This is a genomic window from Bradyrhizobium sp. KB893862 SZCCT0404, from assembly GCF_018130885.1.
Classification (GTDB): Bacteria; Pseudomonadota; Alphaproteobacteria; order Rhizobiales; family Xanthobacteraceae; genus Bradyrhizobium; species Bradyrhizobium stylosanthis.
On the sequence record NZ_JAFCLT010000002.1, the window covers coordinates 89,362 to 115,259 of the forward strand.

General features: G+C 66.4%; 25 protein-coding genes. 11 read left to right on the plus strand and 14 right to left on the minus strand.

Translation table 11 applies throughout. The features are described from left to right. Position 1 precedes the first annotated feature (1 nt). The 3 genes from JQ617_RS09260 to JQ617_RS09270 all read right to left on the minus strand — a co-directional run bounded on the left by JQ617_RS09260 (position 2) and on the right by JQ617_RS09270 (position 3,181). Entirely contained in the window at positions 2–1,006 is a 1,005-nt protein-coding gene (locus tag JQ617_RS09260; RefSeq protein ID WP_212026060.1) for a Gfo/Idh/MocA family protein, read from the minus strand. A gap of 182 nt (positions 1,007–1,188) precedes the next feature. Further along, positions 1,189–2,601 carry a mannose-1-phosphate guanylyltransferase/mannose-6-phosphate isomerase gene (locus JQ617_RS09265; RefSeq protein WP_212026061.1) on the minus strand — a complete coding sequence of 471 codons (1,413 nt, stop codon included), beginning with the start codon at positions 2,599–2,601 and terminating at the stop codon, positions 1,189–1,191. Positions 2,602–2,608: 7 nt separating this feature from the next. Continuing rightward, positions 2,609–3,181 carry a Rossmann-fold NAD(P)-binding domain-containing protein gene (locus tag JQ617_RS09270; protein ID WP_212026062.1) on the minus strand — a complete coding sequence of 191 codons (573 nt, stop codon included), beginning with the start codon at positions 3,179–3,181 and terminating at the stop codon, positions 2,609–2,611. A 243-nt stretch (positions 3,182–3,424) separates the two neighbouring features. On the opposite strand from JQ617_RS09270, the gene JQ617_RS09275 reads away from it, so the two are divergent. Beyond that, positions 3,425–4,384, plus strand: a complete 960-nt coding sequence (locus JQ617_RS09275; RefSeq protein ID WP_212026063.1) for a lysylphosphatidylglycerol synthase transmembrane domain-containing protein — start codon at positions 3,425–3,427, stop codon at positions 4,382–4,384. 2 nt (positions 4,385–4,386) lie between these two features. Next, positions 4,387–5,400, plus strand: a complete 1,014-nt coding sequence (locus JQ617_RS09280; protein WP_212026791.1) for an MraY family glycosyltransferase — start codon at positions 4,387–4,389, stop codon at positions 5,398–5,400. Here the strand turns inward: JQ617_RS09280 and JQ617_RS09285 are convergent. The 6 genes from JQ617_RS09285 to rfaD all read right to left on the minus strand — a co-directional run bounded on the left by JQ617_RS09285 (position 5,388) and on the right by rfaD (position 13,337). Further along, a complete protein-coding gene (locus tag JQ617_RS09285; protein ID WP_212026064.1) occupies positions 5,388–6,335 on the minus strand; it encodes an NAD-dependent epimerase/dehydratase family protein in 948 nt (315 codons plus the stop codon). The two genes, JQ617_RS09280 and JQ617_RS09285, sit on opposite strands and share 13 nt — an antisense overlap. Next, positions 6,332–7,552, minus strand: a complete 1,221-nt coding sequence (locus JQ617_RS09290; RefSeq protein ID WP_212026065.1) for a glycosyltransferase family 4 protein — start codon at positions 7,550–7,552, stop codon at positions 6,332–6,334. The genes JQ617_RS09285 and JQ617_RS09290 overlap by 4 nt, the downstream gene beginning before the upstream one ends. A 2-nt stretch (positions 7,553–7,554) precedes the next feature. Continuing rightward, entirely contained in the window at positions 7,555–9,468 is a 1,914-nt protein-coding gene (locus JQ617_RS09295) for an SDR family NAD(P)-dependent oxidoreductase (RefSeq protein WP_212026066.1), read from the minus strand. An 84-nt stretch (positions 9,469–9,552) separates the two neighbouring features. Then, complete coding sequence (locus JQ617_RS09300) at positions 9,553–10,815, minus strand: O-antigen ligase family protein (RefSeq protein WP_212026792.1); 1,263 nt, start codon at positions 10,813–10,815, stop codon at positions 9,553–9,555. Positions 10,816–10,859: 44 nt separating this feature from the next. Then, positions 10,860–12,344, minus strand: coding sequence for a D-glycero-beta-D-manno-heptose-7-phosphate kinase (gene rfaE1 / locus JQ617_RS09305; RefSeq protein WP_212026067.1), 1,485 nt, complete (start codon positions 12,342–12,344; stop codon positions 10,860–10,862). 12 nt (positions 12,345–12,356) lie between these two features. After that, positions 12,357–13,337, minus strand: coding sequence for an ADP-glyceromanno-heptose 6-epimerase (gene rfaD, locus JQ617_RS09310; protein WP_212026068.1), 981 nt, complete (start codon positions 13,335–13,337; stop codon positions 12,357–12,359). A 170-nt stretch (positions 13,338–13,507) separates the two neighbouring features. Here rfaD and waaF point away from each other — a divergent pair, with 170 nt between their 5' ends. The 3 genes from waaF (at position 13,508) to JQ617_RS09325 (ending at position 15,162) form a co-directional block, all read left to right on the plus strand. Then, on the plus strand, positions 13,508–14,578 hold the full coding sequence (gene waaF / locus JQ617_RS09315) for a lipopolysaccharide heptosyltransferase II (protein ID WP_212026069.1): 1,071 nt from the start codon (positions 13,508–13,510) through the stop codon (positions 14,576–14,578). Between the two features lie 89 nt (positions 14,579–14,667). Then, positions 14,668–14,850, plus strand: a complete 183-nt coding sequence (locus JQ617_RS09320) for a hypothetical protein (protein ID WP_212026070.1) — start codon at positions 14,668–14,670, stop codon at positions 14,848–14,850. 3 nt (positions 14,851–14,853) lie between these two features. Next, positions 14,854–15,162, plus strand: a complete 309-nt coding sequence (locus JQ617_RS09325; protein WP_063688002.1) for a hypothetical protein — start codon at positions 14,854–14,856, stop codon at positions 15,160–15,162. A gap of 208 nt (positions 15,163–15,370) precedes the next feature. Here the strand turns inward: JQ617_RS09325 and JQ617_RS09330 are convergent, their stop codons facing one another. After that, entirely contained in the window at positions 15,371–16,408 is a 1,038-nt protein-coding gene (locus JQ617_RS09330) for a glycosyltransferase family 4 protein (RefSeq protein ID WP_212026071.1), read from the minus strand. Positions 16,409–16,534: 126 nt separating this feature from the next. Between JQ617_RS09330 and galE the strand changes: the two genes are divergently transcribed. The 3 genes from galE to JQ617_RS09345 all read left to right on the plus strand — a co-directional run bounded on the left by galE (position 16,535) and on the right by JQ617_RS09345 (position 20,210). Further along, complete coding sequence (gene galE / locus JQ617_RS09335) at positions 16,535–17,548, plus strand: UDP-glucose 4-epimerase GalE (RefSeq protein WP_063688006.1); 1,014 nt, start codon at positions 16,535–16,537, stop codon at positions 17,546–17,548. A 120-nt stretch (positions 17,549–17,668) separates the two neighbouring features. After that, positions 17,669–19,471 (plus strand): ABC transporter ATP-binding protein, encoded by a 1,803-nt coding sequence (locus JQ617_RS09340; RefSeq protein WP_212026072.1) that lies wholly within the window; start codon positions 17,669–17,671, stop codon positions 19,469–19,471. A 37-nt stretch (positions 19,472–19,508) separates the two neighbouring features. Continuing rightward, positions 19,509–20,210: a fumarylacetoacetate hydrolase family protein gene (locus JQ617_RS09345; protein ID WP_063688010.1), complete on the plus strand. Its 702-nt coding sequence runs from the start codon at positions 19,509–19,511 to the stop codon at positions 20,208–20,210. A 66-nt stretch (positions 20,211–20,276) separates the two neighbouring features. On the opposite strand, the gene JQ617_RS09350 is transcribed toward JQ617_RS09345, so the two are convergent. Next, a complete protein-coding gene (locus JQ617_RS09350; protein WP_212026073.1) occupies positions 20,277–20,735 on the minus strand; it encodes a YybH family protein in 459 nt (152 codons plus the stop codon). Positions 20,736–20,871: 136 nt separating this feature from the next. Between JQ617_RS09350 and JQ617_RS09355 the strand changes: the two genes are divergently transcribed. Then, a complete protein-coding gene (locus JQ617_RS09355) occupies positions 20,872–21,684 on the plus strand; it encodes an amino acid kinase family protein (protein WP_212026074.1) in 813 nt (270 codons plus the stop codon). A 13-nt stretch (positions 21,685–21,697) separates the two neighbouring features. Further along, complete coding sequence (locus tag JQ617_RS09360; RefSeq protein ID WP_212026075.1) at positions 21,698–22,525, plus strand: amino acid kinase family protein; 828 nt, start codon at positions 21,698–21,700, stop codon at positions 22,523–22,525. A 159-nt stretch (positions 22,526–22,684) separates the two neighbouring features. Here the strand turns inward: JQ617_RS09360 and JQ617_RS09365 are convergent, their stop codons facing one another. The 3 genes from JQ617_RS09365 to JQ617_RS09375 all read right to left on the minus strand — a co-directional run bounded on the left by JQ617_RS09365 (position 22,685) and on the right by JQ617_RS09375 (position 24,981). Further along, a complete protein-coding gene (locus tag JQ617_RS09365) occupies positions 22,685–23,614 on the minus strand; it encodes an aspartyl/asparaginyl beta-hydroxylase domain-containing protein (RefSeq protein ID WP_212026076.1) in 930 nt (309 codons plus the stop codon). A gap of 141 nt (positions 23,615–23,755) precedes the next feature. Continuing rightward, positions 23,756–23,911 (minus strand): hypothetical protein, encoded by a 156-nt coding sequence (locus JQ617_RS09370; protein WP_018317399.1) that lies wholly within the window; start codon positions 23,909–23,911, stop codon positions 23,756–23,758. 146 nt (positions 23,912–24,057) lie between these two features. After that, complete coding sequence (locus JQ617_RS09375) at positions 24,058–24,981, minus strand: LysR family transcriptional regulator (protein WP_212026077.1); 924 nt, start codon at positions 24,979–24,981, stop codon at positions 24,058–24,060. Between the two features lie 202 nt (positions 24,982–25,183). Here JQ617_RS09375 and JQ617_RS09380 point away from each other — a divergent pair, with 202 nt between their 5' ends. Next, on the plus strand, positions 25,184–25,894 hold the full coding sequence (locus JQ617_RS09380) for an SDR family NAD(P)-dependent oxidoreductase (protein ID WP_212026078.1): 711 nt from the start codon (positions 25,184–25,186) through the stop codon (positions 25,892–25,894). Positions 25,895–25,898: the final 4 nt, after the last annotated feature.

A 25,898-nucleotide genomic window follows, 5' to 3' on the forward strand; every position in this document is an offset into this window, starting at 1 on the left:
TTCAGCCGGCGACGCGGCGCGGACCTTTGAGCGCAGGCGATTTGGCTGCGGGCCGCGACGGCGTCTCCAGGCACTGCGTCGCGATCTCGAGGCTGGCGACGCCTTCGTCACCGGTAACCGCCGGCGTCTCGCCGTTGCGCACGGCCTTGAGGAACGCCAGCAGCTCGGCACGCAGCGGCTCGTCATGACCGACCGGCAGATGCCGCATCGAATAGCTGCCGTCGGGCTTGAAGCCGAAGCATTCGGTGACCTGGCGCGTCAAGAGATCGCCCATCACGTATTTGCCACGCGTTGCGACCGTGACGCTGCGCGCCTTGAACGGCGTCAGCCAGTTGGTGTTGATGTGGGCGAGCACGCCACTCTCGGTGCGGAACTGTAACAGCGCGATGTCCTCGCGCTCGGCGACCGCGCTCGAGAGTTGCGGCTGCACCTCGACGATGTCGGATTCGGTGAACCAGCGGATCAGGTCGATGTCGTGTACGGCGAGGTCGATGACGACGCCGACATTGGACATGCGCGGCGGGAACGGGCCGACGCGCGTGATCGCGATGGAGAGGATGTCCTCGCCCGCGATCGCCTGCTTGACGGCGGCCACGGCCGGATTGAAACGCTCGACATGACCGACCATCAGCGTGACGCCGGCCTTCTGCGCGGCAGCGACGATCTCGCGGCCCTCTTCGACCGTGGACGCGATCGGCTTCTCGACCAGAACATGGATGTTCTTGGCGATGCAGGCGAGCGCGACCTCGTGATGCAGATGGGTGGGCGCCGCGATGGTGATGGCATCGACGCCGGCGGCGACGAGCTGGTCGAGCGTCTCGAAACCCTGGCAGTTCGCAAGCTCGGTGGTGCGCGACAGGTGCGCCGGCGAGGGATCGACCACGCCGACGAGATTGACGCCGGGAAGACCGCTCAGCACGCGCGCGTGGTTGCTGCCCATCACGCCCGCGCCAATCACGCCGACGCGCAAGCCGGCCTTTGCCGGTGCTGACCCTTTGGAACTCATGTGAGCAAACCCCGATTCAACGCAAATCCCCGGGCCGCTTCTAGCACGGGTGCCACATTTGTGGCGAATGCCGGCTTAGTTGACCGGACACGATTTGATTCAAAAAATTACACGTTCTCCGGGCCTTAGGCCGCCCAAGGCGGGCTTTTCAGGCCCGGATCGCGTGATTCGGAGCTTGCTGGTTACGACCTTTGATAGTCGTCTTCAATCCGGATGATATCGTCCTCCCCGAGATAGGAGCCGGTCTGGACCTCGATCAGTTCCAGCATGATTTTACCGGGATTCTCCATCCGGTGCACCGCGCCCATCGGGATGTAGATCGACTCGTTCTCGTGCACGGTCTTCACGGTCTCGTTGACGGTGACGCGGGCTGCGCCGCGGACCACGATCCAGTGCTCGGCGCGATGATGGTGCTTCTGCAGCGACAGGCGCCCGCCCGGCTTCACCACGATGCGCTTGACCTGGTGGCGCTCGCCATTGTCGACCGACTGGTAGCTGCCCCACGGCCGGTGCACCTTGAGATGCTCCTCGGTGACCTTCGGCGCGACCGCCTTGAGCTTGGTCACGAGCCGCTTCAGGCCGTTGGCATCCTTCTGGCGCGAGACCAGCACGGCGTCGGCGGTCGCGACCACGACGAGATCGTCGACGCCTTCGAGCGCGACCAGCGCCTGATCCGTCGTGACGTTGCAGTTGCGCGAGTCTTCGAACACGGCAGCGCCATGCGCCGCGTTGCCCTGCGCGTCCTTCGGCGAGAGCTCCCACACCGCATGCCAGGATCCGACGTCGGACCAGCCGCAGGACACCGGCACCACGGCGGCGCGCGCGGTCTTCTCCATCACGGCATAGTCGATCGAGATCGCCTTCGCCGCGCCGAACGCCTCCGGCTCCAGCGTGACGAAGCCGAGATCGCGGCCGGCATTGTTGACCGCGTTGGTGACGGCGTCGACGCTGGCCGCATCGACCTTGCGGTATTCGTCGAGCAGGACGCTCGCCGGGAACATGAAGTTGCCGCTGTTCCAGAGATAGCCCGAATTGAGATAGTCCGCGGCCTTGACCGCATCCGGCTTCTCGACGAAGCGCGCGACCGCATGCACCTCGCCCGAGATCGCATCGCCCGGGCTGATATAGCCGTATTCAGTCGCCGGCCGCTCCGGCTTGACGCCGAAGGTCACGATGCGCCCGGCGCTCGCGGCGGTAAGACCCTCGCGGCAGGCGGCGACGAAGGCGGCGTTGTCCTGCACCACGTGGTCGGCGGCGAGCGCCAGCACGATCGCTTCACTGGCGCGGTTCTGCGCGAACACGGCGCCCGCGGCGATCGCCGGGCCGGAGTCGCGCCGCATCGGCTCGAGGATCACGTCGGCCTCGATGCCGATCTCGGCGAGCTGCTCCAGCACCATGAAGCGATAGGACGCATTGGTGATGACAACAGGACGATCGAACAGCGAGGCGTCCGAGACGCGCAGCAGCGTGTCCTGGAAGGTCGAGCGGGCGCCGAACAGCGGCAGGAACTGCTTCGGGCGCACCTCGCGCGAGGCGGGCCACAGCCGCGTGCCGGCACCGCCGCACATGATCAGGGGGATAATGCGTTTGTCCATCGTCATTTCAAACCTTGAAGGAGTCCCGATACCAGGTGACAAAATTACGAACCCCGTGCGCGATCGGCATTGTGCAAAGCCGGTCGCGCATCAGATGCTCGACATCCGCGAACGTTTCCAAGACATTCCCCGGCTGCATCGGCGGCAATTCTTCGATCGCCGTCCGACCCAGCGCCTGCTCCCGGAGTCCGACGGCGTGCGTCGGCTCCTCGGGGCGGTGGTTGCCGACATTGTAGACCTTAGACGGCGCATTTGCGGCAGCCGGATCGTCCGCGGGCACCTGATCGACCAGCTTGGACACGACAGCGGTGACGCCGTCAATACAGCTGAAGCCCGCGCGCATCCTGCCGCGGTCAAGGAGCCGGATCGGCCGTCCCTCCATGATGGCGTTCACACACGGAAACATGGCCATATGCCCGACATGCGTGAGCCCGTGGCGCGCCTCGCTCGGCGCCGGATCGTCGCAGCTGTCGAGATTGCCGGGCCCGCCGACCGGCCCGCCTTCGGCCAGGAGCTGCAGGACGGGGTGAATGCCGATGCATCCGGCGGCCTTCGTGACCAAAATCGCCTGATCCGTCATCCTGTTCCCTGGGGGACCCGATCCCCAGCCACCGGCGCCTCTTTAGCCGCCGCGCGGAGGGGGTCGCAAGTGCCGTCCGGCCCGTCATAACGGCCGTTCATGACCGCCACTTATAACTGCTCCGATCAGCGTGCTGATCACCGCTATTGCAAGATCGGCGCCAAGACCATACCAAAGCGGCCGAATTCGGCGCCTCGCGTCGGGTTGCCTCAAATCTTCGCAAACCCTGATCATGCGGGCGAGATGCGCCGAATCCTGCTTTCTGCGGCCAAGATCCTGATTTCCGCGGCGCTGCTCTATTTGGCGCTACGCAAGGTCAACCTGTCCGAGCTGTTTTCGCGCTTCACCGTGAGCAGCCTGTTCTGGATCGGCCTCGCCATCGCGATCACCTTCCTGCAGATCTTCGTCGGCGTGCTGCGCTGGCGCGAGATCAGCGCCGAATGCGGCGCGCCGCTCGAGCTCGCCCGCGCCATGCGCTACAACGTGATCGGCTCGTTCTTCAACCAGACCCTGCCCTCGGCGATCGGCGGCGATGCGGTCCGGCTGTGGCTGGTCGCGCGCGCCGGCGCCGGCTGGCGCGCCGCGACCTACTCGATCTTCGTCGACCGCGCGATCGGCCTGATCGCGCTCGCGATCCTGATCGTCGCGAGCCTGCCCTGGAGCTACGCTCTCATCACCGATCCGCACGGGCGCTCGGCGCTGCTGTTGATCGACCTTGCCGCGCTCGCGGGCGGTCTCGGCTTCCTGGTCTTCGGCGCACTGAAATGGCGCTGGCTGAAGACCTGGTGGGCCACGCATCACATCCACGCCTGCGCGGTGATCGCGAACCGCGTGCTCTTCAGCCGCGGGCGCGGACCGGTCGTCTCGATCCTGTCGCTCGCCGTGCACGTGCTCACCGTCGTGATCGCCTGGTGCGTCGTGCAGTCGATCGCCGCTCCGGTCGGCTTCAGCGACGTCTTCCAGCTCGTGCCGCCGGTGATGCTGATCACGATGATGCCGATCTCGATCGCGGGCTGGGGCGTGCGCGAAGCCACCATGGGCCTCGCCTTCGGCTTCGCCGGCCTTGCCGCCAACGAGGGCGTCAACATCTCGCTGCTGTTCGGCGCGGTCTACTTCATCGTCGGCGCGGTCGGCGGCCTCGTCTGGATCCTGAGCGCGGAGAAAGCCGCGCAAGGCTCGGCGCAGCTCGGAGTGCCGGAGTGACGATGTTCTTCGCGGCCGAGGGCGGCGCGACCGGACTGGCGCTGTTCACGCTCGCGCCGGCCGTGCTGGCTGCACCGATCTCCGCCTGCACCACCTGGCTGAGCATGCCGCTGCTCCAGCGTTACGCCCTGGCACGTCCGAACGCGCGCTCGTCACACAGGATTCCGACACCGCAAGGCGGGGGCATCGCGGTGATCGCGGCCACCCTCCTCGTGGCCGGGTCTCTCGCCGGGATTCCCCTGCCCCTGATCGGCTCCGCCGTACTCATCGCCCTGGTCGGGCTCGTCGACGACATCAGGCCCCTGCCCGTCTGGCTTCGGCTCCTGCTGCAGGCGGCAGCCGTGGCCGCCGTCGTATTCACCGCGCCGGAGACGCTGCGGATCGTTCCGGCCCTGCCGCTTGCCGCTGAACGCGCCCTCATTCTCATCGCCGGAATCTGGTTCGTGAACCTCGTCAATTTCATGGACGGGCTCGACCTGATGACTGTGGCGGAAGTGGTGCCGGTCACCGCTGCGCTCGGACTGCTCGGATGGTTTGGTGACCTCTCGCTGCCCGCCGCGCTGCTCGCCACCGCGCTGTGCGGCGCCATGCTCGGCTTCGCGCCGTTCAACAAGCCGATCGCAAAAGTGTTTCTGGGCGATGTCGGCAGCCTGCCGATCGGCCTCCTGCTCGGCTGGTGCCTGCTCGAGCTCGCCTGGCACGGACATGCGGCGGCGGCGCTGCTGCTCCCGGCCTATTACCTCGCCGATTCCACCATCACGCTGTTCCGCCGCATCGCGCGCCGCGAGCAGTTCTGGTCGGCGCATCGCTCGCATTTCTATCAACGCGCGACCGACAATGGGTTCACCGTCCGGCAGGTGGTCGGCGAAGTGTTCGCGCTCAATCTCGTGCTGGCAATGCTTGCCATCGTCGCCGTTCGCGCCGGCTCGGCGGCGATCACCGCCGTCTCGCTGCTCGCAGGCGCGATCGCCGTCGCATTCCTGCTGCGCCGCTTCTCCCGCCCTCAGGCGCCCTGAGCCGACAGCGCCAGCAGCAGGCCCTCGTCGAGCGAGACCTCCGGCTGCCAGCCGGTCGCGAGCGCCTTGGAGACGTTGAGCTCGAGCGAGCCGATCAGGCTGTCATGCGTATCCTGCCGTCCCATCGCGTTGAGCAGCATGCCGAGGAGGTCCGGCGGCATGCCGAACAGCCGCGGGTTCTTGCCGGAGGCCCGCGCCAGGCGCTCGATGAATTCGGGCGTCGAGACCTGCTCCTTGTCGGCCACCAGGAAGATCTCGAAATTGCTGACGGGATCGGGATCAGAGAGCCGGCGCAGGATGAACGACGACAGGTTTTGCACGGCAAGGAAGGCGCGGTGGTTGCGGATCGCGGCAAACGGCAGCGGCAGGCCGATGCTGACCGCACGCGTCAGCAGCGCGAAATTGCCCTTGGCGCCGGCGCCATAGACCAGCGGCGGCCTGATCACCGAGATCTTCATCTCGCCGTCGCGCGACAGCGTCCTCAAGCCCGCTTCGGCGGCGGCCTTGGACATCCCGTAGAGGCCGCGCGGCGTCAGGATGTCGCTCTCGCTGAACGGCGCACGGCCCTCGTTGCTGCGGCCGTGCACCAGCACGGTGCTGATGAAGATGAACTGGCGCACGCCGGCTTTCGCCGCGGAGCGCGCCAGGTGCAGCGTGCCGGCGATGTTGACGTTGCGGTAAAGCTGGACCGCATGCTCCTCGTGCTTGTGATGCACGCGCGCGGCGAGATGGACGACCGCATCGACGCCCTCGAGCGCCGCCTGCCAGTCGGTGTCCGCACCGATCGTCTCGATCACCGTCTCGTCGTCGCCGCCCTCGGGGCTGCGCACCGCGCGGCGCACCGACCAGCCCGCGCTTGTGAGGGCCGGCACGACATGACGGCCGACAAAGCCGCTCGCTCCCGTCACCAGCACCACCGGTTTGCGCTCGCTCATCGTTGCTCCGAAAGGTCGGGGTTGCGCAACAACTCGTCGATCAGGGCCGCATAGGCGTTCATCGCGGTGGCGCGGTCGAACTTCGCCGCCGCCTTCACCGCGCGCTCCGCCATGGCACCGTCGCCGGAACGGGACGCCGTACGGATCGCGTCTGCGAGCAGGTCGGCACGGCCCGGCGTTACCACCCAGCCGAGCCCGTTCTCCGTCACCGTCAGCGCGGCCTCGGCCTCCGGCTCGGAGACCAGCGCCACGGGACGGCCGACCGCAAGGAGATTGTAGAACCGGCTCGGCACCGACACCCCCGCAACGTCCTTCCGGTACGGAATGATCCAGAGATTGGCCGCTGCCAGAAACGCCTCGAGCTCGGCGTCTTCGACCCGCGCCACGAAGGACACATTGGGCAGGTTCGCTTCGGCCTGCAACTGCTTCAGCCGCGCAAAGCCGATGCCCCACCCCGAGAGTAGGAAGTGGATGTCCGGCTCGTCCCTGAGCAGGCGCGCGGCCTCGAACACGATCTCGGGATCATGGGTGAAGCCGAGATTGCCGGACAGGCCGACGACGAAGCGCGCGGAGAGGTCCTTGCGGAACCGATTGTCCGGCGACAGCGGACGCGGGCCCGGCACCAGCGTCGCCCAGTTCGGGATGAAGCGGATCTTGTTCCGCCTCATGCCGGAATAACTCAGCAGCGGCCGCTCGGCGTCACGGCCGATGGTGATGACCGCATTGAGCGCGCGGAACATCAGGCTGTTGGCGAAGCGCATCGTCCGCGTCACGAGCGAGCCCGGCTTCAACAGGCCCGCCATCACCAGGACGTCGGGAAAGAGGTCGTGCATGATCAGCGCGGAGCGCGCGCCCCTGAGCTTTGCCGCCGCGGCCACCGCATAAGGCAGCATGAACGGCGCGGTCACGGTGAGCACGACGTCGCCTGCCCTGAGCTCCCGGAGCAGCGCGAAGAAGGTGCGCGCAACGAACAGCAATTCGGACAGGCCGCGCCGCACCAGCGCCGCCTTGCCCGCCATCCGGTTCTTGATGGCGACGACACGGGGCTTGCCCGGACCGGTCTGCGCTGCAGGCAATGCGCCCGGCGAGCCCGACAGCACGACGACCTCGTGATCCCCGGCGACGCGGCAGGCGATCTCAGCCATGATCGCCGCCGTCGTGCTCGGATCCGGCGGGTAATGCTGGCTCGCGACGACGATCTTGCCTCTGGATTGCATGATCAGGCCGCGGTCGACCCGAATTCGGGGACCGCATCCTTCAGGATGGTCCTGATCGTGGCGCGATCGTCGCGCGCGATCGCCTGCTCCAGCGCGGCGGTCCATTTGCGCAGCGTCTGCATCGGCGGCTCGTTCGGCTGCGCCGCCATGATGCCGGCAACGCCGATCTCGCGGGTCGGCTCCTCCGAGGCGAACAGGATCTCGTGCAGGCGCTCGCCCGGCCGCATGCCGGTGAACACGATCTCGATGTCGTAGCCGGGCTGCAGGCCGGACAGGCGGATCATGCGTTCGGCGAGATCGACGATCTTCACCGGCTGGCCCATGTTGAGCACGTAGACCGAGACGTCCGAACGCTGCGTTCCGAGCGCATGCGTCGCCGCCGTGATGACGAGATCACAGGCCTCGCGGATGGTCATGAAGTAGCGGACCATGTCGGGATGCGTCACCGTCACGGGACCGCCGGCCTCGATCTGGGCCTTGAACTTCGGCACCACCGAGCCGTTCGAGGCCAGCACGTTGCCGAACCGGACCGAGATCAGCCGCATCGCCGGCTTTCCGCCGCCGCCGGCCGCCGCGAGGTCGTGATCGAGCGCCTGGCAATACATCTCGGCGAAGCGCTTGGTGAGGCCGAGCATCGACACCGGCTCGATCGCCTTGTCGGTCGAGATCATCACCATGGCCTCGGCACCGGCGGCATGCGCGGCATCGGCGACGTTGATCGAGCCGAAGATGTTGGTCTTGACGCCCTCGCTCCAGTCGCGCTCGAGGATCGGCACATGTTTCAGCGCCGCGGCATGGAACACGATGTCAGGCCTGAACTCGGCCATCAGGCGCATGATGCGCTCGCGGTCGCGGATGTCGGCGATCCGTCCTTCGATCTCGGCGACCGTATTGTCCGCAGCGAGCGCCTCCGTGATCGCGTAGAGGGCCGGCTCGGAATTCTCCACGATCAGGAGCCGCGCCGCGCCAAAGGCGACGACGCGCTCGCAGATCTCGGAACCGATCGAGCCGCCGCCGCCGGTCACGATCACGGCCTTGCCCCTGATCAGGGCTTCCAGGCGCGCATAGTCGATCTTCTCGCTCGGCCGCAGCAGGAGGTCCTCGACCGCGACGGCCGTGAGGCGCGGCGTGTCGCCGCTCTCGAGCGAGGGCATGCGGTTGACGATCACGCCGAGCTTGCGCGCCCGCATCAGGATCTGCTCCGGATGCGCCTCCGGCTCGAACGCCGACGGCGTCATGACGAGGCGCGCGATCGCCTTGTTGCGCTTGGCGAAGTCGGCGATGACGTCCTCGACGTCGTCGATGCCGCCCAGCACTGGCACGTTGCGGATGAACTGGCCGCGATCCGAGCTCGACGGCGAAAGCACGCCGACCGGCCAGATGCGCTTGATCGCCCCGCTCTCGATGCCGCGCAGCAGCACCTCGGCATCCGCGGCCCGGCCGATCAGCAGCGTCGGCGCCGCATCCTCGGTGCGGGCATGGCGCCGCACCCGCGTGTAGCGGAAGTAGCGATAGGCCATTCGCGATGCGCTGAGGAAGGCGATCTCGAGGAACCAGTACAGGACAATGGTCACCTTGCCGAGGAAGAAGGCGCCGCGGACGTTGGGAGCGACGAAGACGTAGTCGAGCACCAGCAGGGCGACCGTCAGCACGCCGGCGACGCGGATGATGTTCAGCGCGTCAGGCAGCGAGATGAAGCGCCATTTCGTCGTCGTCAGGTTGAAGACGAAGAACACGACCACGCTGAAGGCGAGGAAATAGGGCAGGATCTGGAACAGCAGCGGCAGGCGGTCGTAGAAGCCGTCGCCGCCCTCGAAACGCAGATAGAAGGCAGCGAACAGCGCCGCCGTGGTCGCCAGGAGGTCGTGGAGCGCGATCAGAAAATTGCGCAAGGTAAGATGCGAAAGACGCGTCATCCGCCGACCGATGAATATCCCGTTGGGTGCAACCTGTCCGCGCTGATAACCCATCTGAACCGGACTTGCCAGCCGCGCGGCCGTTCAGGAACCGGCTTCCCCCATCTTCGCCTCGGCCTGTTGTGCCCGGATCACCATGCCGCCGGCGACGCCGACGCCGATGACGTACATCCAGCCCTCGTGGAAATCGAACAAATGGGAGTTGAACAGCGAGGTGAAGACGTTCTGCACGACCACCAGCAGGCCGACCCAGTTGGCAAGGCCGTCGCCGCGGAACAGGCGCAGATGCAGGATCCAGATCGCGTAGAGGACGACGATACCGATGATGCCCCATTGCACGGCGACGTTCAGCGTCTGGTTATGGGGGTTGCCGATCACCTCGGCGGAGGCCTGGTACTGACCGCTGGGTGTGGCGACACGCTCGAACAATCCGCGCGTCGAGCCCGTCCCGTGGCCCTTGATCGGCGCCTCCGCGAAGAAGCCCAGCGACTTCCGCCAGAATTCGAGCCGCAGGCCCGCCGAGGTCGGTTCGCCCTTCTCGACATAGCGATTGTAATCGCTGGCAAACGTATCGGCGGTCCGGCGCAATTGCGGCGAGGCCTGCCAGGCGACGAGCGCTCCGGCGAGCAAAGCGGCCGAAATGATCGCAATGTTGCGCCAGCTCAAATGAAGCAGCGCGAACACGCCGAACATGATCGGAACGGTGACGAGCGCGGTGCGCGACACCACCACGAAAGCCATGTTGACGAAGAAGCTGAGCGCCAGCGCGGTGAGCAGCCCGGCGAGCCAATAGCTCTTCCGGCGCAGCAGCATCACGACCGGATAGGCGAGCGCGACCGCGCACAGCGCGAATTCCTGGCTCTGGTCGATGTAGTTCTTGACGAAGATGCCGCGCTCGGGCGGATCGTTCTTGAGCGCGAGGTTCGGGTAGAGGGCGACCAGCCAGGACATCACCGACAGCAGCGCGCAGGACACCAGGAAGGCGACGAAGATCCAGCGGCCGCGCGACGAGCGCTCGAAATGGTAGAGCAGGACCGGCAGCACCAGCAGCTTGACGGTCGGATTGACCGCATAGAAGCGCGCGCCCCAGGCCGCGTCGGACCACAGCGTTCCGACCAGCGCGAGCAGGACCAGCGCGATCGGCGCGACGCAGATCGGACGCTTCAGCGATTGCAGGAAGGCGCGGACGTCGAGGAACGGCACCATGCAGAGGAGCATGAGCGCGTTGAAGATCCCCGCCAGCGACGTCGACCAGGGCAGCGAAGCGGCGGTGAGGATCGCGAACAGGTCGACCGTCTCGCTCCAGGCCGCCGGGCTGCGCAGGCGGCGCGACAGCATCTGGCCCATCGTCTCCCGTGCGAGCGCCGGCGCCTGGCCAGTCACTTGAGCCGTCACTTGCCCCCTCCCCGCGCGCGATGCACCAGCGCGGTGGTGCTGAAGCCCTTGAGGATGTCGACCAGCACGACCACGCCGCCCGCGGCCTCGACGACCTCGTGGCCGACCACTTGCTCGCGGGTGTAGTCGCCGCCCTTCACCAGCGCGCTCGGCTTGATCCGGGTGATCAGCTCGATCGGCGTGTCTTCCTCGAAGATGACGACGAGATCGACCGCTTCGAGCGCGGCCAGCACTTCCGCACGCGCGCGCTCGTCCTGGACCGGGCGATCGGCGCCCTTCAGCCGACGCACCGAGGCGTCGCTGTTGAGGCCGACGATCAGGCGGTCGCAGGCGGCGCGCGCCGCGGTCAGCACCTTGACGTGGCCGGGATGCAGGATGTCGAAGCAGCCATTGGTGAAGCCGACGCGCAGGTCCTGGCGGCGCCATTCGGCGAGCTGCGCGTCGAGCGTATCAGGCTCGAGCACGATCTTCTCCTCGGCCGCAAGAGTGGCGTGCGGCAGGATCTTGCGCCGCAGCTCGTCCGCACTCACGCTGGCGGTGCCCCGCTTGCCGACGGCGACGGCGGCGGCGGCATTGGCCACGCGCAGCGCCGTGTCCCAGTCCGCGCCCGCCGCGAGCGACACCGCGAGCGCAGCGGCGACGGTGTCACCGGCGCCGGAGACGTCGCGCACCTTCACCGGGACGGCCGGAACGTGAACCGCCTCGCCATTGCGCGGCACCAGCGTCATGCCGTGCTCGCCCTGCGTGACCAGGATCGCCTCGCAATCGGCGAGCCGCATCACGTCCTCGCTGGCGTCGACAATGCTCTGCGGCGTGTCGGCGCGGCTGCGGGTGGCTTCCGCGAATTCCTTGCGATTGGGCGTCAGCAGCGTCGCGCCGCGATAGATCGCCCAGTTCAGGCTCTTGGGATCGACGATCACGGACTTGCCGAGCTTTCGCGCGGCATCGATGGTGTGGCGGATCACGCGCGCGGTCAGCACGCCCTTGGCGTAGTCGGACAGCAGCACGATGTCGGCGCGCGCGATCTGCGGCAGGATCGCCTCGATCAGCTCGGTCTCGACCGCGTCGGAGGCCGCTGTCGCCTGCTCCCAGTCCGCGCGAAGCATGTGCGTGGAAAAATGCTCGGAAACGAAACGGACCTTGCGTGTGGTCGGTCGCGACGGGTCGCACACCAGCACGCTTTCGATGGCGCCATGTTCGGCCAGTGCCGAAGCGAGCCGCTTGCCCGCATCGTCCTCGCCGACGAGGCCGACGAAGATGCAGCGCACGCCGAGCGAGGCGATATTGCGCGCGACATTACCGGCGCCGCCGATGTGGATCTCGCTGCGCTGGGCCGCGATCACCGGCGTCGGGGCTTCCGGCGAGATCCGCGACACCTCGCCATAAACGAACTCGTCCAGCATGATGTCGCCGATGCAGAGCACCGTGCGGCCTGAGATGGTTTGCGCGAGGGCGTCGAAATCGAGAATGGGCGTCGCCATGATCAAAGAGCCTCAGCGGAAACGGTCGGGCCGGTCGAGATAATCCCCGACATAGGCCTTTACCGCGTCCTCGAGCGTCGTGAAGCCGCCATTGTAGCCGGCGCGGCAGAGGCGATCGACCTCGCTCTGGGTGAAGTACTGGTAGGCACCGCGGATGCTCTCGGGCATGTCGATATATTCGATGTTGGGCTTGGCACCGAGCGCGGCATAGGCAGCCAGCATCAGGTCCTTGAAGCTGCGCGCCTTGCCGGTGCCGACGTTGAAGAGGCCTGAGACGGAGGGCGTTGCCAGCAGCCACATGACGACGCGCACGACGTCATCGACATAGATGAAGTCGCGGCGCTGGTCGCCGTGGGCGATGCCCTCGCGGTGCGACTTGAACAGCTGCACGACGCGGCCGGCCTTGACGTCGTCGAAGCGGCGCGCCAGCACGCTCATCATCGAGCCCTTGTGGTACTCGTTCGGGCCGAAAACGTTGAAGAATTTCAGGCCTGCCCATTGCGGCGGGAGCGGATCGCCGTTCGCGACGCGACCGGCGACCGCGAGATCGAACATGTGCTTGCTCCAGCCGTAGAGATTCATCGGCCGCAGCTTCTTCAGCGCCGTCAGCGAAGCGTCGTCGTCGAAACCGGTCTCGCCATCACCATAGGTCGCCGCCGACGAGGCGTAGATGAACGGCACGGCGCCGGCCGTGCACCACTCCAACAGGCGCATCGACATGCGGAAGTTGCTCTCGAACACGAGGTCGCCGTCCGTTGCGGTGGTCGCGGAGATCGCCCCGAGATGGATCACGGCATCGAGCTTGCGCCCCTTCAGCCAGTCCATCAGCTCGGCCGGCGGGACGATATCCACAAGCTGGCGCTTGGCCAGGTTCCGCCATTTGCCGTCGCTGCCGAGCAGGTCGCAGACCACGACGTCGCTGCGGCCGGCGTCATTGAGCGCGGCCACGACATTCGATCCGATAAAACCGGCCCCGCCGGTCACCAGCAACATTCCACCTACCTGCCCGATTTTCTTAAGGTCCGATCCTGCCGTAGCGCATCATCTGCCAAAGTGTAAGCATTTTGGGCGGGAGCTTTGGACTTGCACTCTCCCGGCTTTACGTTCCGGCCCGGAGCGGCTAACCGAACCGCCACATCAGCCCTCTTCGGTCCTATTAACGAATGAACCAAGATTCGCAGCTTAGTGGAAACGCAGACCGGAGCGACACGCGCCCGATCCTGATCGTTCCCTACATGTGGATCGGCGATTTCGTGCGGAATCACACCGTGGTGCGGGTCCTGAAGGAGCGCTGGCCGAACCGGCCGGTGGATCTCCTGACCACGTCCCTGTGCGCCCCGCTGGTCGATTACATGCCCGGCGTGCGCCAGGGCATTGTTTGGGACCTGCCGCGCAGCCGGCTGGCCGTAGGCCGGCAGTTCGGCCTGGCAAAGCTGCTCCGCGAGCGGGATTACGGCACCGCCCTGGTGCTGCCCCGGACTTGGAAGGCGGCCATTGCGCCGGCGCTGGCCGGCATTCCCGAACGGGTCGGCTTCGTCGGCGAGTTCCGGTTCGGCCTGCTCAACCGCTGGCGCTGGGGCGAGAAGAAGCTGCCCCGCTTCATCGACAAGAACGCTGCGCTGGCCCAGCCCGACGGCGCGCCGCTGCCGCCGGAATGGCCGGTGCCGCAATTGCGGGTCCCTGCCGACGAGATCGCCCGCTGGCGCCAGGCCAACGGGCTCAGCGCCGGCGCCGCCGTGGCGCTCGCGCCCGGCTCGGTCGGCGTCTCCAAGCGCTGGACCTATTACCCGGAAGCCGCCCGCCTGCTGGTCGAGCGCGGCCTCGAGGTCTGGGTGGTCGGCGGCCCCGCCGAAAAAGGCCTCGCCCAGGAGATCGTCGCCGCGGGCGGCCCTGGGGTGCGGGACCTCACCGGCAATGATTTGCGCAACGGCGTGCTGGCCATGGCGGCGGCGGGCGTTGCGATCTCCAACGATTCCGGCCTGATGCACATCGCAGCCGCGCTCGGCACGCCCACCATGGGCATTTTCGGCCCGACCAGTCCCTATCTCTGGGCTCCCCTCAACGGCCTCGCCGCGACCGTGGTTCAGGACAAGAGCGTGCTGTCGTGCCAGCCCTGCCAGAGCACGATCTGCAAGATGAACGACCATCGCTGCATGCGGGACATCGCGGCGAGCGAGGTGGTGGCGATTGCGCAGCGCGTGCTGGGGGAAGCTGCCGCACGGGTCACGACCTGAGCGGCGCCGCCATGCGTGGCGGGCCTAACATATGTTGCTTACACCCTCGGGAAGAATTGGCATCCTCTTGCTTCAAGGGGAAACAGCCAATGGACGAAGACTTCATCAGGGGACGCGCCGAGCACATCCGCGAGCTCGCGACGAAGGCTGATCCTTTCATCCAAAAGCGTCTGCTCGATCTTGCAGACAGCTATGAGCGCAGGCTTCGCCCGCCGCCTCACACGGCACCGCGAGCAACCGGCGTCTATTCGCAGCTGCAGGCGCAGCGCTAGGGAATGCCCACGGAAAAGGAACGTGAGAGCCGACGCGTCGCCTTCGAGCGGCCGCTGACGGCGCAGATGATGGCGATCGACGGCACCTGGCGTCGTCCCTGCCTGGTCAAGGACGTGTCCGAGAATTCGGCCACGCTGCGCGTCGAAACCTCCATCGAAGGCCTCGCGCTGACCGAGTTCTTCCTCGTGCTGTCCTCGACCGGGCTTGCCTATCGCAGGTGCCAGCTCGATCGCGTCAATGGCGACGAGCTTGAAGTCAGCTTCCTGCGCCAGAACGCGAAAAAGAAGCCGAGCCGCGAGGCGTCGGTCTGATCGGATCGCGCGGAAGGAGCGGAGTGCGGGCCTGCAGCGGCGGTGCGATCGGACGTTTTGGGATGCTACCTGCCTCGCACTGTTTTGCCCGACGGGTCAAATCGACTTCGAAAAATCCGCAAGAGGCGACGCCCGCCGCCAAGCCGTTGATTCCGTTATTGCCGGCTACTGTGCATGGGGTTGTTTTCGCAGTTTTGTCGAGCGATGCTCACAGCAGCGGCCGATAGACCTCGCCGATCCGCGCCGCTTCGGCATCGAGGCTGAATTTTTCGAGCACCCGCGCCCGCCCCCGCTCGCCCATTGCCGTCGCAGCCGCGACGTCGCGCATCAGCGGCTCGAGGGCCGCGGCCAGCGCATCCGCATCGCCGGTCGGAATCAGCACGCCGGTGACGCCCTCCTCGACGACAAGCTCGGCCGCGCCGGCGCGCGCAGCGACCAGCGCGCTGCCCGCCGCCATCGCCTCGATCAGCGTCAAACCAAAACCTTCGTTGCGTGAGGTGAAGGCGTAGATCGTCAATCGCTGATACCAGCGCTGCACCGCTTCGATTCCCAATTCGCCGGTGATGACGATGCGCGCTTGCAGGCCCGCTGCCTCGATGCGCTTCTTCAGATCATTCGCGAAGGGCGTCTGCTCGGCCGTGATTTGCCCGACGATCACAGCGGTGAAATCCGGATGCTGCGGCAGCAGGCGGCACATCGCATCGACGAACACATCGGTGCCCTTCTGCGCGCGCACGCGGCCGAAGCAGCCGATGGCGTAGCGGCCCGGCAGACCGCTTTCGGCAAAAGCCGCGGCGCGATCGGTCGGCGGTGCATAGACATCGGTGTCCACGCCATGCGGGATCACGGTCGCCTTCACCTTCAGGAACGAGGCGGAGAGATCTGACGTCGCGATGATCGCGTCCATGCGCCGGATCAGCCAGCGCGTGATCCATGAGTGGTGCCGCTGCGCCGCCGAGGTGAACACCAGCTTCAGCGGCCAGCCGAGCGCACGCAGCACGACACCCGCGATCATCTCGTTGTTGCGCCGCGCATGCCAGATCAGGGGCTGCCTGCGGCGCCAGAGCTTGAAGAGATCGCCCCCACTCAGCCGCGCGATCCCCTCCGGCGCGTCGGAGCCGAACCAGGCGGCGCGATACAGCTTCGCCAGCCGCGGCGCCACCATCCGGTTGGTCGCGGTGACCCCGGAATAGCGCCTGTGCAGATTTGGCACGATCACTTCGAGATCGGCTGGGGAATTCGCCACGTCATGCTCCGTTTCGAAAGGTCCCTATACGCAACATTAAGCATAGTGACCAGTTCAGCCGCGCCGATACCCCCTCTTCACCACGCAAGCGCTAGCTTTGCGCGTTGATCGCAGACGGGTGAGACCATGACTGTGCTAGTCACCGGCGGCGCCGGTTATATCGGAAGCCATACGGTCCTGGCGCTGGCGGAGGCCGGCGAGGACGTCGTCGTGATCGACGATCTGTCGACCGGTTTCTCGGCCTATCTTCCCGAGGGCGTGCCGCTGTTCATCGGCGACGCCGGCGACGAGAACCTGCTCGAGGGCGTGATCGCCCAGCACAACATCGAAAGCATCATCCATTTCGCCGGCTCCGTGGTCGTGCCGGATTCGATGCGCGATCCGCTCGGCTACTACCGCAACAATTTCACCACGGCGCGCAACCTGCTCAACGTCGCGGTCAAGCGCGGCATCGGCCGCTTCATCTTCTCCTCGACCGCCGCCGTCTACGGCAATCCGGACCAGGTGCCGGTGCCCGAGCACGCGCCGACGCGGCCGCTGTCGCCTTACGGCTCCTCGAAGCTGATGACCGAGATCATGCTGCACGACGTCGCCGCCGCCTATGGCATGCAGTACGTCACCTTGCGTTATTTCAACGTCGCCGGCGCCGATCCGCAGGCGCGCATCGGGCTCGCCACCGTCGGCGCGACGCATCTGCTCAAGATCGCGGTCGAAGCCGCCACCGGCCAGCGCGCCAAGATCGACGTGTTCGGCACCGACTATCCGACCCAGGACGGCAGCTGCATCCGCGACTTCATCCATGTCACGGACCTCTCCCAGGCCCATCGCTCGGCGCTGGCTTACCTGCGCAACGGCGGCGCCTCGACCACGCTGAACTGCGGCTACGGCCGCGGCTATTCGGTGCTGGAGACCATCGACGCCGTCCGGCGGGTTTCGGGGCGCAGCTTCGCGGTCCAGTACGCCCCGCGCCGGCCCGGCGACATCATGACCATGGTCGCCGACACCAGCCGCATCCGCGGCCTGCTCGACTGGAAACCGCAATACGACGACCTCGAGACCATCGCAGCCCATGCGCTGGCCTGGGAGGACAAGCTGTTCCGCGAACGCCATGGCGAGCTCCGCCACGCCGCCTCGGCCTAGAATCGTCCCCAGCGCAAGCCCTTAATTGGGCTTGAAAAACCCCGCTTGAGCGGGCACAGAGGCCCATCGATCCCTGACGCGCGGGCAGGCTTTTAAGCCTGAGCCGTCAATGGACACCGGATGGCTCAGTTTCCAAAGAAAATCACCGACGACCCCTATGCGGCAGCGGTCCTGATTCGCCGCCTCGTCACCGAGCAGGGCGTCGTCTACTGGCGGCGCTACCTCGTCGCCTTCGCGCTGATGGCGCTCGCTGCGGGCTCGACTGCCGGCGCGACCTACGTGCTCGGCCAGGTCATCAACCAGGCCTATGTCGACAAGAACATCCCGGGCATCGCGATGTTCTCCGGGATCACCGTGGTCCTGCTCTTCATCAAGGGCGTCGCGACCTACGGCCACATGGTGATCCTGACCAAGATCAGCAACGCCATCCTCGCCACCAACCAGCGCCAGCTGTTTGCAAAGCTGATGCGCGAGAGCGTCGGCTTCTTCTCCGAGCGGCATTCGTCCGAGTTCCTGGCGCGGCTGACGGCCGGCGCCAAATCCATCACCGACGTGCTCAATATGCTGGTCAACGCCATCGGCCGCGACTTGCTGATGCTGCTCGCGATGATCGGCGTGATGGTGTGGCAGGACCCGCTGATGTCGTTCATCGGCCTCGTCGCGGTGCCGCCGGCGATGCTGGTGCTGCGCAAGCTGGTCAAGCGCATCAAGGGCCTCGCCTTCAACCAGTTCACCGGCACTGCCGACATCATGGAGACGATGCAGGAATCGCTGCAGGGCATCCGCACCGTCAAGGCCTTCACGCTCGAAGAGACCATGCAGAAGCGCATCGACGAGAACATCGCGATCGTCGAGCGCAACGCCAACAAGATGGCCCGCGTCGCCAACCGCTCCAATCCGCTGATGGAGATGCTCGGCGGCTTCGCCGTCGCCGGCTGCCTGATGTACGGCGGGTACGCCGTGGTCGCGCTCAACGCCACGCCCGGCGCGTTCTTCTCGTTCATGACCGCGTTCCTGATGGCGACCGAGCCGGCCAAGCGGCTGGCGCGGCTCAACATCGACCTCAACAGCCAGCTCGTCGGCGCCCGCATGCTGCTCGAGATCATCGACAGCCCGGCGAGCGAGCGGTCAGACGACGACAAGCCGGCGCTGAAGCTCTCCGACGCCCGGATCGAGCTGCGCGATGTCAGCTTCTCCTACCGTGCCAACGAGACCATCCTCAACCGCATGAGCTTCGTCGCCGAGCCCGGCAAGGTCACCGCGCTGGTCGGCCCGTCCGGCGGCGGCAAGTCGACCGTGCTGGCGCTGCTGCTTCGGTTCTACGAGGTGACGCAGGGCGACATCGTGATCGACGGCCAGTCGATCGGCGCGGTCTCGCGCAAATCGCTGCGCGCCCAGACAGCCTATGTCGGCCAGGACGTCTATCTGTTCCGCGACACCATCCGCAACAACATCGCCTTCGGCAAGCCGGGTGCGAGCGAGGACGAGATCATCGAGGCCGCCAAGGCGGCCTGCGCGCATGATTTCATCGCGGGCTTCCCGCTCGGCTACGACACGCCGGTCGGCGAGCACGGCACGCAGCTCTCCGGCGGCCAGCGCCAGCGCATCGCAGTGGCGCGCGCGCTGCTCAAGAGCGCACCGATCATCCTGCTCGATGAGGCCACCGCCGCGCTCGACTCGGAGTCCGAGCGGCAGGTGCAGGAGGCGATCGAGCATCTCTGCCAGAACCGCACCACCATCGTGATCGCGCACCGCCTGCACACCATCATGCACGCCGACGCCATTCTGGTGGTCGAGGGCGGCGAGATCGTCGAGCAGGGCCGCCACGACGAGCTGCTGCGCCGCTCCGGCCGCTACGCCTCGTTCTTCCGCCTGCAACATCGCGACGCCGGCACTCTGGCGCCGATCAGCGCAACCGCATAGAGTTCCTTCACCCCACCAAGAGCAGCGAGACCGCTCCATGAACGCCGCCTCCTACGTCATCCCGCTTCCGCCCCAGGCTTCGCTTCCCGTCGTCGGGGAGAGCGGCCGCTTTCCCGTGCGCCGCATCTGGTGCGTCGGCCGCAACTATCTCGAGCACATCCGCGAGATGGGCAATGACGAGCGCGCACCGCCGTTCTTCTTCGCCAAGCACGCCGACATGCTGGTGCCCGACGGCGCGACCATTCCCTATCCGCCGCTGACCAAGGACCTGCATCACGAGGTCGAGCTGATCGTCGCGCTCAAGAGCGGCGGCCTCAACATTCCCGCCGAGAAGGCGCTGGATCATGTCTACGGCTACGCCGTCGGCATCGACCTCACCCGCCGTGACCTCCAGATCGCCTCGCGCAAGAAGGAGCGTCCGTGGGAGATCGGCAAGTCGTTCGACGGCTCCGCGCCCGCCTCCGCGGTGCAGCCGGCCTCGAAGATTGGCCACCCGACGAAGGGCAAGATCTGGCTCACGGTCAACGGCAAGGAAGCCCAGACGGGCGATCTCGAGCAAATGATCTGGAACGTGCCGGAGACGATCTGGCAGCTCTCCCAGCAGGTGAAGCTCGCCGCCGGCGACATCATCATGACGGGCACGCCGGCCGGCGTGTCGCAGCTGCAGCCCGGCGACAAGCTCGAATGCGGCGTCGACGGTGTCGGCACGCTGAAGGTGAGCATCGGCCAGCCCGAGTAGGCTCCGCGACATATCGAAATCACAAGGCCCCGGACACGTCCGGGGCCTTTTCTATTCCGGTCGCGTCTACCAGGCCTTCACCGGCCGGTTGGCGTGGCTCGCCTGCGGGATACCGCGATTGAGCGACATGTGCGAATGCACGCACAGCCAGCGATCGGCGTTCTTCGAAAAGATCATGGTCGCGCGGCCCGGGCGCGCAAACGCGCTGCCATCGGGGTGATAGCCCGTGCTGGTCCATGGCGCGATCACCGTCGCCATCGTGCCATCAGGTGAAGCCAAGACCGAGACCTGATCGAGGACGAAACGGAAGTCGCTCGTCTTCGGCCAGACGTTGTCCCACTGCGTCGTGACCCATTGATCGAGGCCGGGGATGACATCGTTATGCGTGCCGAAGGCCAGCACGTCAGGATGGAAGAGCGGCCGAGCCGAGGCATAGTCGACCTCGCGGACATAGCCCGAGAAGGTTTCCAGCCACTCGCGGAAGAATTGCACGATCTCGGTGGTCGCGGTCGGCAAGGGCGCCATTGCCTGCTCCATGTTCAGCCGCTAAACGGCAGCGATCCTTGTTGCCATGGGCCGAACTATCCAGCAAGACTCGCGGCCAGTGTTCAGGCCCGGCAAGGCCACCGCAGAGAATGCATTGACAAGAGAGGTGTCTCTGATGTCGACCACGACCACCGAGCTCGAAGCCCTGCTGATGCAGCGCTCGCTCACCGACCCGCAGCTTGTCGCCGCAGCGGAGAAGGCTTCCGACTTCCGCATCCTGCCGGATGCGACCGTCATCAAGATCGGCGGCCAGAGCATGATCGATCGCGGCCGCGCCGCGGTCTATCCGGTGGTCGAGGAGATCGTCGCGGCGCGCAAGGCGCACAAGCTCCTGATCGGAACCGGCGCCGGCACCCGCGCGCGGCATCTGTATTCGATCGCGGCCGGGCTTCGCCTGCCGGCCGGCGTGCTGTCGCAGCTCGGCGCCTCCGTCGCCGACCAGAACGCCGCGATGCTCGGGCAACTGCTTGCCAAGCACGGCATCTCCGCCGTCAGCAGCGCCGGGCTCTCGTCGGTGCCGCTGTTCCTCGCCGAGGTGAATGCGGTGATCTTCAGCGGCATGCCGCCCTATAGCCTGTGGATGCGGCCCGCGGCCGAGGGCGTGATCCCGCCCTACCGCACCGACGCCGGATGCTTCCTCGTCGCCGAGCAGTTCGGCTGCAAGGCGATGATCTATGTGAAGGACGAGAACGGCCTCTACACCGCCAACCCGAAGACGTCGAAGAACGCGACGTTCATCCCGAAGATCTCGGTGGCGGAGATGAAGGCCAAGGGCCTGCAGGACTCCATCCTGGAATTCCCGGTGCTCGATCTGCTCAACGCCTCGCGGCATGTCCGCGAGGTGCAGATCATCAACGGCCTCGTCCCCGGCAACCTCACCCGCGCGCTCGCGGGCGAGCATGTCGGCACCATCATCACCGCGAGCTGAAGGGCGCATCGTCATGGCTGACACCAACCAGATCAAGCATGTCGCTTCGCCGCTCGCGCGCCAGACCCTGCTCGACAGCGACCTCACCCGTCCCGTTGCCGGCAACCGCCCGATCAAGCTGCTGCCCTGGCTTCAGGTCATCAAGATCGGCGGCCGCATCATGGATCGCGGCCACGAGGCGATCCTGCCGCTCGTCGACGAGCTGCGCGCGCTGCTGCCCGAGCATCGTCTTCTGATCCTGACCGGCGCCGGCATCCGCGCGCGCCACCTCTACAGCGTCGGCCTTGACCTCGGCCTTCCCGTCGGCTCACTGGCGCCGCTCGCCGCCAGCGAAGCCGGCCAGAACGGCCACATCCTCGCAAGCCTGCTCGCGCCTGAGGGCGTCTCCTATGTCGAGCATCCCACCATCGCGAGCCAGCTCGCGATCCATCTGCAGGCGGCGCGCGCGGTGGTCGGCAGCGCATTCCCGCCCTACCACCATCACGAATTCCCGACCTCACGCATCCCGCTACACCGGGCCGATACCGGCGCCTTCCTGCTCGCCGACGCGCTCGGCGCAGCCGGCCTCACGATCGTGGAGGACGTCGATGGCGTCTACACCACTGACCCCAATGGCACCGATGCCAAGAAGGCCGAGCTGCTGAAGGAAACCAGCTTCGCCGAGCTTGCGAAGCTCAAGGGCACACTGCCATTCGATCCGGCGCTGCTCGAGGTGATGGCGAATGCGCGCCACATCGCGCGCGTGCAGGTCGTCAATGGCCTCGTTCCCGGCCGGATCAGCGCGGCGCTACGCGGGCAGCATGTGGGAACGCTCATCAACACCGGTGCCAAGCCGGCGTAACGGCTTGGCTCGACCACAAACAACAAAGCCCCGGAGATCACTCCGGGGCTTTTTCGTAGGGCGGATTTGCACCGTAGCCCGGATGGAGCGAAGCGCAATCCGGGACTTTCGCCGCGGTTGGAATCCCGGATTTCGCTTCGCTTCATCCGGGCTACGCCCCTACCGCAGCGCCGAAAACACGATGAGGCCGAGAACCAGCGCCGTCAGCGAGTATTTCAGCGTGTAGTAGACCTTGCGGTTCCACTCCTTGACCTTGCGGCTGCCGAGATGAATTTCGTAGAGCTTGCCGAACACCTTGTTGAGCACGCCGACACTCTCGCCCTCGACGTTCTGGGTCGCCGACGCCTTGACGATGTGGTGGCTGACCCAGCGATTGATCGCGGTCATGAAGCCGAACTTCATCGGGCGCTCGACGTCGCAGAACAGGATGATGCGGTTGACGTCGGTCTGGTTCTCGGCGCTGTGAATGAATGTCTCGTCGAACATGAAGGCCTCGCCGTCGCGCCAGACGCATTCGACGCCGTCGACGAGGATGCGGCACTTGTTCGAGTTCGGCGTGACGAGGCCAAGATGGTAGCGCAGCGAGCCCGCGAAGGGATCGCGGTGCGCACCGAGCTTGCCGCCGGGCGGCAGCATCGCGAACATCGCGCCGTGCACGCTCGGGATCGACTTCAGCAGCTCCACCGTCTTCGGGCAAAGCGTGTTCGCCGACGGCAGGAAGTCGTCGTACCATTTCAGGTAAAACCGCTTCCAGCCGCTCTTGAAGAACGAGTAGAAGCCCCAGTCGTTGTTTTTCGCAGCCGCGCGGATGAAGCCTTCGTCGAACAGGCGCACGGCCTCGTCGCGGATGGTCTCCCAGTTCTCGCTGAGCGGCTTGAGCTCCGGAAACTGATCGACCGAGATCACCGGCTTGTTCGGCACCGCCGAGCCCGCATACATCAGCACGTTGTAGGGTGCGAGATAGGTCGAGTGATCGCCAAGCTGGCGCGCGAAGCGCAGCCGCTGCTTGCCGCGGAAGTGAACGTAAATCGTCGAGGCCGCAAGCACGTACAGAATGACGAGTTGCGGCGCAAAAAGCTGTTTCAGCATTTCCCCAATCCCAAGTGACCCAGCCGGGGACGTCATCTACTCCGACCCGGCCCGAGCAGCAAGATATTCACCGGTGGGTTGCAATCACACCGGAGAGAGCAAGGGAATGTAATGGGGCTAAACCGGCCGAAACGAGCCGAATCACGCCCGGGACAGCGCCTGCAGGCCCTTGAAGGTCAGGCGCTTGGGATCGGTGACGCCGGCGAGATAGAGCTGGCGGATAAAGGCGACGACAGCGCTGCGGTCGCAATCGGTCAGCGCGACGACAGCGTCGACCGCGATCTTCTGGGCTTCCATTGGGCTCACCTCGGCCTTGCGAGTAACCCCGGCCGAGACAGGCTAGGACTCATCGGTTAAGCCGGCCTTAACCGTTTGGGAACCATCGCCGATTCAGGCAGCCCACCGTATACGCGAAACAACGCATTGCGGGCGCGCGAAGCGGCTCAAGCTCCACCGATGCTCTTCTTCAGCAGCGCAAACTGCTTCTTCAGCCGGGGCACGGCGAAGTCGGTGAAGGCGCGCACCTTGGGCACCGACAGCCGGCCCTGCGGGCAGATCAGATGCGCCGGCATCTCCGGATCCTCGTCGTCCGCAAGCACGATCTCGAGTTCGCCGCGCCCGACCTGCTCGGCCACCTGGTACGAATACATCCGCGCCACGCCACGCCCGGCGACGGCAGAGGCCACTGCCGCATAGGTGCTGTTGACAACGAGCCGCGGGGTGAACTGGACCGAGCGCGCAGCCGACGAGCCCGGCTGCGGGGCAAAGGTCCAGGAATTGGGCAGATGCGCCATCGCCACGATCTGGTGCTTGGCGAGATCGCCGGGCTCGATGATGCGCGGGTGCTGCTTCAGATAGCGGGGCGCAGCCACCACGACGCGGCTGATCCCGCCGACCCGCATCGCCACCATCGCCGAATCCGCGAGCGGGCCGATCCGCAGCGCGACATCGACGCCCTCCTCGATCAGATTGACTGCACGATCGAACAGCAGGAGCTTGGCCGACACGGTCGGGTACGCGTCGAGAAACGCATCGAGGATCGGGCGCAACACCATCTCGCCCGAGACCACGGGCGCGGTGATCGTGAGCAGGCCGCGCGGCGCCGTGCGCGGTCCGGCGGCGATGTCCTCAGCCTCCTCCAGCTCGGCGAGCACGCGGCGGCAGATCGCGACGTAACGCTCGCCCTCCTCGCTCAGCTTGATCGAGCGGGTGGTCCGGTGCAGCAGCTCGACGCCGATCCGCTCTTCCAGGAAAGCGATGGCACGGCTCACCGCCGCGGGCGAGCGGCCCAACTTGCGTCCCGCCGCGGCGAGGCTGCCCTCGTCCACCGCAAGCACGAACACATTCATCGCATCCAGACGATCCATGCGAGCCCCGCCGCCCCCGAGATTTCAGCTGCAGGCTAGGCGTTCGCCGCGGCCGCGACAACCGCCGATCCGGCATTCGTTCGCGCCGCGAAAGAGTGTCTGCCGGACGGCGGATATTCGCAGCCGGGCCGCGGGGGCGTACCTCACACGACAAGCCAGCCGCTGCTGGCGCAGGTTCTCAAGTCAACCACAGGAGCCCGTCATGGGTATCGAGCAGAAGGTCGCCATCATCACCGGTGCATCGCAGGGTATCGGCGCCGCCCTGGTCCAGGGTTTTCGCGATCGCAACTATCGCGTCGTCGCGACGGCGCGCTCCATCAAGCCTTCGGGCGACGACGACGTCCTCGCCGTCCCCGGTGACATCGCCGACCGATCCACCGCCGAGCGAGTGGTGTCGCAGGCGATCGCTCGCTTCGGCCGGGTCGACACGCTGGTCAACAACGCCGGCATCTTCGTCGCCAAGCCGTTCACGCAGTACACGGCCGAGGACTACGCCGCGGTGATGGGCACCAACGTCGCGGGCTTCTTCAACATCACCCAGCTCGCCATCGCCGAGATGGAGAAGCAGGGATCCGGCCACGTCGTCCAGATCACGACCACGCTGGTCGAGCACGCCAATTCCAACGTGCCCTCGGTGCTGGCCTCCGTCAGCAAGGGCGGGCTGAACGCCGCGACGAGGTCGCTCGCGATCGAATACGCCAGGCGCGGCATCCGCGTGAACGCCGTATCGCCCGGCATCATCAAGTCGCCGATGCACGCCGTGGCAACGCATGCGCAATACGGCGCGATGCATCCGCTCGGCCGCATGGGCGAGATGTCCGACATCGTGGATGCCGTGCTCTATCTCGAAGGTGCCTCCTTCGTCACCGGCGAGATCTTGCATGTCGACGGCGGCCAGAGCGCCGGGCACTGATCCG